General features: G+C 48.1%; 10 protein-coding genes. 8 read left to right on the forward strand and 2 right to left on the reverse strand.

Translation table 11 applies throughout. The features are described from left to right. From NG833_RS27125 to NG833_RS27160, 8 genes are all read left to right on the forward strand, one after another. The coding region (locus NG833_RS27125; RefSeq protein ID WP_375293963.1) for a transposase at window positions 1-210 on the forward strand (210 nt) is incomplete at its 5' end. A gap of 274 nt (window positions 211-484) precedes the next feature. Next, window positions 485-793 (forward strand): hypothetical protein, encoded by a 309-nt coding sequence (locus NG833_RS27130; RefSeq protein WP_254568388.1) that lies wholly within the window; start codon window positions 485-487, stop codon window positions 791-793. A gap of 1,483 nt (window positions 794-2,276) precedes the next feature. Then, window positions 2,277-2,795: a phycocyanin subunit beta gene (locus NG833_RS27135; protein ID WP_254568389.1), complete on the forward strand. Its 519-nt coding sequence runs from the start codon at window positions 2,277-2,279 to the stop codon at window positions 2,793-2,795. A gap of 122 nt (window positions 2,796-2,917) precedes the next feature. After that, window positions 2,918-3,406, forward strand: coding sequence for a phycocyanin subunit alpha (gene cpcA, locus NG833_RS27140; RefSeq protein WP_254568390.1), 489 nt, complete (start codon window positions 2,918-2,920; stop codon window positions 3,404-3,406). 241 nt (window positions 3,407-3,647) lie between these two features. Further along, entirely contained in the window at window positions 3,648-4,508 is an 861-nt protein-coding gene (locus NG833_RS27145) for a phycobilisome linker polypeptide (protein WP_254568391.1), read from the forward strand. 183 nt (window positions 4,509-4,691) lie between these two features. Beyond that, complete coding sequence (locus tag NG833_RS27150; protein ID WP_254568392.1) at window positions 4,692-4,961, forward strand: phycobilisome linker polypeptide; 270 nt, start codon at window positions 4,692-4,694, stop codon at window positions 4,959-4,961. Window positions 4,962-5,003: 42 nt separating this feature from the next. Next, on the forward strand, window positions 5,004-5,846 hold the full coding sequence (locus NG833_RS27155) for a HEAT repeat domain-containing protein (RefSeq protein ID WP_254568393.1): 843 nt from the start codon (window positions 5,004-5,006) through the stop codon (window positions 5,844-5,846). A 216-nt stretch (window positions 5,847-6,062) separates the two neighbouring features. Beyond that, window positions 6,063-6,716 carry a HEAT repeat domain-containing protein gene (locus NG833_RS27160; protein WP_254568394.1) on the forward strand — a complete coding sequence of 218 codons (654 nt, stop codon included), beginning with the start codon at window positions 6,063-6,065 and terminating at the stop codon, window positions 6,714-6,716. Window positions 6,717-6,723: 7 nt separating this feature from the next. Here NG833_RS27160 and NG833_RS27165 read toward each other — a convergent pair whose 3' ends face one another. Together NG833_RS27165 and NG833_RS27170 are read right to left on the reverse strand one after the other, a co-directional pair. Continuing rightward, window positions 6,724-6,909, reverse strand: a complete 186-nt coding sequence (locus tag NG833_RS27165) for a hypothetical protein (protein WP_254568395.1) — start codon at window positions 6,907-6,909, stop codon at window positions 6,724-6,726. Between the two features lie 216 nt (window positions 6,910-7,125). Further along, window positions 7,126-7,839 (reverse strand): class I SAM-dependent methyltransferase, encoded by a 714-nt coding sequence (locus tag NG833_RS27170; protein WP_254568396.1) that lies wholly within the window; start codon window positions 7,837-7,839, stop codon window positions 7,126-7,128. Window positions 7,840-8,077: the final 238 nt, after the last annotated feature.

Below are 8,077 nucleotides of genomic sequence, written 5' to 3' on the forward strand. Positions count from 1 at the left end.
GTAGAAAACAAGGTTCATTATGTGCGTGATGTAACTCAAGGTGAAGATGCTTCTCGCATCCGGACAACCCCTTTAGTTCAAATTTGGACAGTTGCTCGAAATTTTGCACTTAATATATACCGCGATTATGGATTTAATAAGATGGCTCAAGCCCAACGTCGCACGGGATTTGGCCTTAAATTACTTAAGGAGTTGTTCAGAATGAAATAGCCCTGGTCCTACTATGGAGTTTTGCCACAACTGATTTAGGACTGCTATACCACCATCCCCCTCGAAGAAAGGTCCAGGTAGACGGGCTATATGGGGAGAGCGCCTGTCATTACAAACCTTATTTAATGACTCAGATTCTTTGACAACTGAATCGTTATCTCTTTATGGGAAAAAAACACCGAATCAGTTATCGAACTGTAGATTTACATTGGGATAGTCCTGATGATTTGGTCCGGTTTTTCCTGGTGTATTTTCGAGAAAAAAGCCGATTATTTTGCTATCAACGGACTGCAATTTGACCGGAATAGAAATCATAATAGCTTATAGTTGGCGGTTTAAAATTGAAGTAATTTTTAGGACTTTAATCGAGATTTTATCAGGCTTTAGCTATCGGTTATGGAGGGAAGATATGCCTCGGTCTTCTCGAAATCATAAAAATATTAAGCTCAAGGACTACTCTGAGCAACAACTCGTCAAAATAAGAGAAAAAGTCGAGGACTTTGAACGATTTGTCAATCTCAATGCTTTAGTTCTAGGAATTTTACAAGTCTTGAGTTTAGAAATGCAGCAATTGCATTTTTAAGAGTTTTTCCGGGTGGTTCAGAACCCTCAGCAGCAGTGGTCACCCAAGTGAACAAGTGGTCCGGCTGACCCTGCTCCAAGCAGCCCCCTCTATTTTAGCGTCAAGTCCATCCAGCTTACTTTTGACAAAATTCCTTCACGCCAAAGAGTCATTCAGGCTTCAAGCCATACACAAACGAACTAGACAGTTGGAGGTCCCTACTTAATTATCTCACAGAACTTTTCACTGTCCAGATGTTGAGATTGGGGCTTGGATTGAAAGCTCATGGTATTGGCAACGGTAAGCTCTAAAAAAAATGCTCAAGAAAATGCTCAAGGCAACTGGAACACTCCATACTTTTGTGAACTAAAAACTTTCTAGAGGAGGGAGGGAATTTAAAACGGCGATCGCCGACGGGTTAAGGATGACTTTAAAAACCTTATTAACCGAAATTAAGACCGATTATCAGGTTTCAATTCATGACTTCCCTTAAAGCGGATGTGTTCTCGATTCAAGGGAAGTCATCAATTAGGACCCCTCACTCGTCGCCCTTAACTCTTTACGGATCAACCGATTGGGGGGTTCCCTGATTTGCGGTTTGATAGAGGCGACAAATCAGCTTCCCCTGATGTTTAGAGCGTCGGGACCCGATTCAACCCAGTTATCCGGAGGCAACTCCAAGGGATTGACGGGAAAGAAATGGATCCGGGGGCTTCTTGCCACCCTAGATATAGATTGGCTCAGTCAGTCCCTGATTTTTCAGGACAAGACATCGGGGCTTAGAAGCTAATTAGCGGCTAATTCGCATTGTTTTTGTGAGATACCTCGGTTCCTCTTCCCTCTAACTCTTCGGAAGTCCTAGGCCCCACTTCCCGGGTAGCTCCTTGACCGATACCGAGAGAAAGTCAGATCCCTCTTCTTTAGCTGGTAATACCTTAAGTTTGACTTCCCGCATCTATCGATTGGCATAGATGTTTCTGAGAATTTGAAGGGAGTGTTGTTTCCGTCCGGGAAGCGAAGGCTCATGGCTATTCCTTAAACCTTTGCGGGTAAAGGGTTTAGCCGGTTTCTCCGACTCCCGATCCCCCCGGAATTTCCCAGGATTTCAAAGACTCGGACTGCTTAAATCGTTAAGTATATTTGCTCAATTTGGACAAAAATAAAAAAACTTAACATTTCGTAATGATTTTGGGGACAAAGGCAGTGTATAAAGGTAACCTGAAGGGGTTGAGAAACGAAAAAAGTTAACCTGAATATTGATTAAAGAGGGTTTTCAAGTTTCTCATACTTCTGCTAATATTTTCTAAGATTTCTCGAAAGCGGGTGACGAAGCCCCAGACGGGGCCAGCCACTAACTTCGAGTCCAGCTTTAACATAAACAAACGAATTGTTGTAGTGTTGTAGCTGGGGTTAGTCGGAACCTAACAAGCTTTTTAGCTTGAGCGGGATCAACTAAACTTGATTGAAGCCCAAAGCAAGCCAATAAATAAAGGAGATTGAGTACATGCTAGACGCATTTGCAAAAGTTGTTTCGCAAGCAGACGCACGTGGCGAATTCCTGAGCACCGCCCAATTGGATGCTCTGACCAACATGGTCAAAGAAGGTAACAAGCGCTTGGATACCGTCAACCGGATCACCAGCAACGCTTCTGATATCGTTTCTGACGCCGCTCGTTCTCTGTTTTCTGAGCAACCCCAGCTGATCCAACCCGGTGGAAATGCTTACACCAACCGTCGTATGGCAGCTTGCTTACGCGACATGGAAATCATCCTGCGCTACGTCACCTACGCAGTCATCGCCGGTGATGCCAGCGTGTTAGACGATCGCTGCTTGAATGGTCTTCGTGAAACCTACCAAGCCCTGGGTGTTCCCGGTGGTTCCGTTGCCACTGGCGTTCAAAAAATGAAAGATGCTGCTATCCGCATCGCCAACGATCCCGCAGGTATCACTCCTGGTGATTGCAGCGCTTTGATGTCTGAAATTGCTGGCTACTTCGATCGCGCAGCTTCTGCGGTTTCCTAGTCTAATATTCCGACTAAAAACCCAAACTTTTCTGTTTAAGGATCAAGCCATTAAGCCCAGTCCTTAAAACCCCAAAACCAAAGAACGAAAAATTAGTACAACCCTAGGGAGATACTGCAACGATGAAAACCCCAATTACTGAAGCAATTTCTTCTGCTGACGCTCAAGGCCGTTTCCTGGGCAACTCTGAACTGCAAGCTGTTGATGGTCGCTTCAAGCGCGCTCAAGCCAGCATGGAAGCCGCTCGTGCTTTAACCGGCAACGCCCAACGCTTGATCGATGGCGCTGCACAAGCTGTGTACAACAAGTTCCCCTACACCACCTCGATGCAGGGACCGAACTATGCTTCCACCGAAACCGGCAAGCAAAAGTGCTCTCGTGATATCAGCTACTACCTCCGCATGGTCACCTACTGCTTAGTTGCAGGCGGCACCGGCCCTATGGATGAGTACCTGATTGCTGGTTTGGATGAAATCAACAGCACCTTTGACTTATCTCCCAGCTGGTACGTTGAAGCTCTCAAGTACATCAAGAGCAATCATGGCCTCAGCGGACAAGCTGCTGTTGAAGCCAACACCTACATCGACTACGCAATCAACGCCCTGAGCTAATTGATGCAGAGTTAACTCGCATCGGTCTGATTGCTTAGAACGGTAAAAGGTGAGATGTCCGGGGAGGTAGGCGGGTGCTGGCAGCAGGCTAGTCTCTGTTTACCTGTCCGGGCATCTTTGTATCTATTTAAGCTGAAAAACCCCGTAATTACCGATCGCAGCATCAAGATTTTGGATGGTCTTAAAGAAAAGCACATCTAAAATCACAACAGTAAAAACTTTTTTTTGGGAGATTGTTTAGATGGCAATTACAACAGCAGCATCCCGTTTGGGAACGACCCCCTATGAAGATACAGGCCGGGTAGAACTGCGTCAAAATAGCAGTGAAGAAGATATCGAAGCAGTGATTCGCAGCGTTTACCGTCAGGTACTCGGGAACGATTATGTGATGAAATCCCAGCGCCTAAATAGTGCGGAATCGCTGCTGAAAAATGGCAAAATGACCGTGCGCGATTTCGTCCGCGCCGTGGCTAAATCGGAACTTTACAAAGAAAAGTTTCTTTACCCCAATTTCCAAACCCGAGTCATCGAACTCAATTATAAACATCTGTTGGGACGCGCTCCTTATGATGAATCCGAGGTGATTTACCACCTCGATCTGTATGAAACCCACGGGTTTGATGCAGAAATCGATTCTTACATCGATTCCCCGGAATATGAAAGCAACTTTGGGGACAATATCGTACCCTACTATCGGGGATTTGCGACCCAAAATGGTCAAAAAACCGTCGGGTTTAACCGGATGTTCCGCCTCTATCGCGGTTACGCCAACAGCGATCGCGCTCAACTCGAAGGCACCAAATCTCGCTTGATTCGCGAACTGAGCAAAAATCAAACCAATACGATTGTTGCTCCCTCCGGTGGTTCTGAAGGCTGGTCCTACCGTCCTTCTCTCGATTCTGCTCCCGCAACCTGCCTCGGTGGTGCGTTTGTTGGGTTTGGAAAAGATGGCGGAGTGTACCGCATCGAAGTCACCGGACTCCGCAAAACCGGCGTCCGTCGCAGTTGCCAAACCTACATCGTTCCTTTCGAGAGCTTATCTACGAAAATTCAACAAATCGTGAAGCAAGGCGGCAAAATCGCCAGCATCACAACTGCCTAATTTAGGATAAAGTCTCAAACAGCCCACAGGACGCCAACTGCCATGAGCGCTACCGGATTAATTCCTCGGAAATATTTCCCAGGGCACGGGTGAAATATTCCGGATTAAACCCGGGACAAGCATCATGGCGATCGCCTGTGGGTTAACCCAGTCAATCTACACCAAAGGAGCTAGTCAAATCAAATGTTAGGTCAAGTTGCAGGCTTCAATCAATCCAATACCAACGCAGGAAACCGTTTCTTTCGGTATGAAGTAACCGGATTGCGTCAAAACGAAGAAAGCGATCAGAGCAACTACTCGATCCGTAAGAGTGGAAGTGTTTTTATGACAGTTCCCTACAACCGCATGAACGAAGAAATGCAGCGGATTACCCGTCTGGGTGGAAAAATTGTCAGCATTCACCCCCTGAATGTTCAAATTGAGCAACCGACTCATGAAGGAGAGGGTGAATAGGTTAGAGATTCTAACCTGTTAGCCCAACCCGGTTTTTAACTCATGTGGGACAACTTGTCAGGCTCACCGGCCCCTAATGCAGGGGACGGTGAGACTTTAACTGTAGAAGTGGCGATCGCCAATTTGCGCCACGAAGACTTGAGCTTGCGCTACTACGCCGCTTGGTGGATTGGCCGATTTGGAGTTCGCGAACCAGCGGCGATCGATGCCTTGCTGGATTTGCTATCCGAAGAGGGAGATAAAACCGAGGCGGGCGGATTCCCCCTGCGGCGCAATGCCGCCCGCGCACTAGGCAAAGTCGGGGACGATCGCGCCGTTCCTGCCCTGATTGACTGCCTAGATTGCTCCGATTATTATGTCCGGGAAGCGGCAGCCGAAAGTTTGGAACGACTCGGCGATCGCAGTGCCATTCCGGCCCTGATGCAATTACTCGCCGGGGGCCTCACCGCAGCGGTCCAGGTGCCGGGAAAACCCCACCTCACCCAACCCTACGATACGATTTTAGAAGCCTTGGGAACCCTGCAAGCCACCGAAGCCATTCCCCTGATTCAACCCTTTCTGGATCATTCCTTTCCTCGGGTGCAATATTCTGCCGCCCGGGCGATGTATCAACTCACCGGGGAAAGACGATATGCAGAACGGTTAATCCAAGCCTTGCAGGGAAAAGATTTGCAACTGCGGCGATCGGCTTTATTAGATTTGGGGGCGATCGCCTATTTACCCGCAGCGAAAGCCATTTCTCAAACCTTGGCCGAAAATAGTATCAAATTGATTGCCCTCAAAGGACTCGTTGAGCATAATATGACCCTGACTCATCCGGATGCCGCCCCAGATTTATCCCCAGATTTGATTGAAGTGATGAATCTGATGGATAGTTTGTTGTAGGCACGCCACAGAGGGACCCCACCCTAACCCTCCCGTTGGCAAGGGGAGGGGACCGGAGAGCAATTGTAGGGTGGGCATTGCCCACCTAACCCTCCCGTTGGCAAGGGGAGGGGACCGGAGAGCAATTGTAGGGTGGGCATTGCCCACCCTACTCCTTTAACTTTTGTGTCAATTAAAATTAACCCGTTTTAATAAAACAGCCATCCAACCGTGCTCATGACTGAAAACGCCGAAATCACCGCCCTGATTAAAGCCGTTGAAGAGGCAGACTCCGCAGAACGGTTAACAATAGCCTTATGGAAATTAGCCCAAGCGCGATCGCCCGAAGCCATTCCCACCTTAATCGAAGCCCTCGGGTTCAATAACCCCGGTGCCGCCGTTGCGGGAGTCGAGGGACTCGTGGCCCTTGGAGAAGTCGCCGTTGTCCCCCTGTTGAAACAACTGGATGGGTTCAACTATGGAGCCAGAGCCTGGGCGCTCCGGGCATTAGCCAAAATTGGTGACCCCCGGGGATTAGCACTCTTGTTAGACACCGCAACCCATGACTTTGCCCTGAGTGTGCGTCGTGCAGCAGCAAGTGGGTTAGGGAATATCCTCTGGGAAAAAATGGACCCCAAGGACAGAGCAACTGCCCAAGAGAACGTTTATCAAACCCTGTTGGAAGTCCTGCAAGATCCAGAATGGGTGGTGCGCTATGCCGCAGTAGTGGGAATGCAAGGATTAGCTAAAGCGGTGAATGCTAATTCGCCGATTTGGTTAAGTCAACTTTTAATCCAGTTAGGCGATCGGGCTAAATCCGATGAAGAGTTAGTTGTGCGTGCTCGGGCTCAACTCGCCTATCAGCAATTACAAATCACCACCCCCGCTTAAAACCCCCTTACTTCCCCGCAGAACCCGAATCCTCAGAGGGGTCCCTCAAAAATGCCTGAAACAGACTCCACAGGGTCCAGAGCAAGCCCGTCCCTAACACCACCAGCATCAAAGCCGATAAAGCGCCAAAGGGAGAAAGGACGGCGATGAGTAACAGGCCAAATAATAATAGAGTAATGATGGGCTGATTCATGGGATGGGGTTCCTCGGATCTGACTCTACTCTCTGAGTCTATCGAGTCAGATTAGCTTGTGACCTCTTTCTCTGTAATGAGATTCAATCCGCGATCGGGTTTTTATCGCCGGACTTCTACCAAATCCGGCTGGTAAAAGTCAGTTTTCGGTGTTAGCCCGCGCAGGCGGGCTTTGTCCGCAAGTGCCCCACCCTTGAGGGTGTGGGTTTTTATAGACTACGCAGCAGTTACACTCTTCCTGCATAAATAGGTGCCCATCACGCCATCCTCAATACTCTGACGCTGGATACTAAAACCATTGCGGGACAACAACCCCTCAAAAACCCAGTCATAAGTTGAAAATTCATCCCGGAAATGTCCTTCCGCATCTTCCCGAAGAAAATCGCCCCCGGCTGCTGCCTGTTTTTCGATAAAAGCGGCGATATTGTCCAAGGAATGATGCTCACTGATAATCACATCGTGAATATAAAACTGACCCCCTGGTTTAAGCATCCGATTCATCCGCCCTAAAGCGATTCCCTTCCAGAAATCTGGCAGATGGTGGAATGCAAAAGTTGTGGTAATCGCATCGACTGATTCATCGGGATGCTGGTAGGACAGAAATCCGCCATGACAAAAGGTAATATTGGAGACTCCAGCTTGAGCCGCTTTGGTTTTGGCATATTCCAGCATTGTCGGGGAAACATCCACGGCATAAACCTTAAGCCCACGAATGGCAGCCTGAATCGCAAACGTGCCGGTCCCAGCGCCAAAATCAATGACCACATCGTTTGTCTTCAGGGCGAGTAAATCAAGGACGGCATTGCTTTCTTGCTCAATATCTCGGAAGTCCGCATGGCTGGAATCATACAGATCAACTTCCGTGGGAATGCCATAGTCTTTGCCGACTTGCTGGAACTCATCGTATTGCCAAGATAAGGGAAATTTCATTGTGATTATGTAATTTGGAGAACGTACAGCTATCTCCAGGACAACTGAAATCCACGAATAGGTACTAAAACAGAGGCGGCCAACAAAGGATTACAGACTAAGGGTATTGCAACAAATAAATCACCCAAATGCGATGCTTAAGGAACTAAAAAGACGTTCTTAGCCCGCGCAGGCACCGCTTCGTCCTGTGAGCCTCCACCCTTGAGGGTGTGGGTTTTTGGGTATTTTATTTTTTGGA

The organism is Oscillatoria sp. HE19RPO, assembly GCF_024220515.1.
Lineage (GTDB): Bacteria > Cyanobacteriota > Cyanobacteriia > Cyanobacteriales > Laspinemataceae > Laspinema.

What these genes read in the sequence shown, in the direction of transcription:
- NG833_RS27160 (WP_254568394.1), top strand. Translation starts at nt 6,063, where the DNA reads ATGACTGAAAACGCCGAAATCACCGCCCTGATTAAAGCCGTTGAAGAG.
- NG833_RS27135 (WP_254568389.1), top strand. Translation starts at nt 2,277, where the DNA reads ATGCTAGACGCATTTGCAAAAGTTGTTTCGCAAGCAGACGCACGTGGC.
- cpcA (WP_254568390.1), top strand. Translation starts at nt 2,918, where the DNA reads ATGAAAACCCCAATTACTGAAGCAATTTCTTCTGCTGACGCTCAAGGC.
- NG833_RS27150 (WP_254568392.1), top strand. Translation starts at nt 4,692, where the DNA reads ATGTTAGGTCAAGTTGCAGGCTTCAATCAATCCAATACCAACGCAGGA.
- NG833_RS27145 (WP_254568391.1), top strand. Translation starts at nt 3,648, where the DNA reads ATGGCAATTACAACAGCAGCATCCCGTTTGGGAACGACCCCCTATGAA.
- NG833_RS27165 (WP_254568395.1), bottom strand. Translation starts at nt 6,909, where the DNA reads ATGAATCAGCCCATCATTACTCTATTATTATTTGGCCTGTTACTCATC.
- NG833_RS27170 (WP_254568396.1), bottom strand. Translation starts at nt 7,839, where the DNA reads ATGAAATTTCCCTTATCTTGGCAATACGATGAGTTCCAGCAAGTCGGC.
- NG833_RS27155 (WP_254568393.1), top strand. Translation starts at nt 5,004, where the DNA reads ATGTGGGACAACTTGTCAGGCTCACCGGCCCCTAATGCAGGGGACGGT.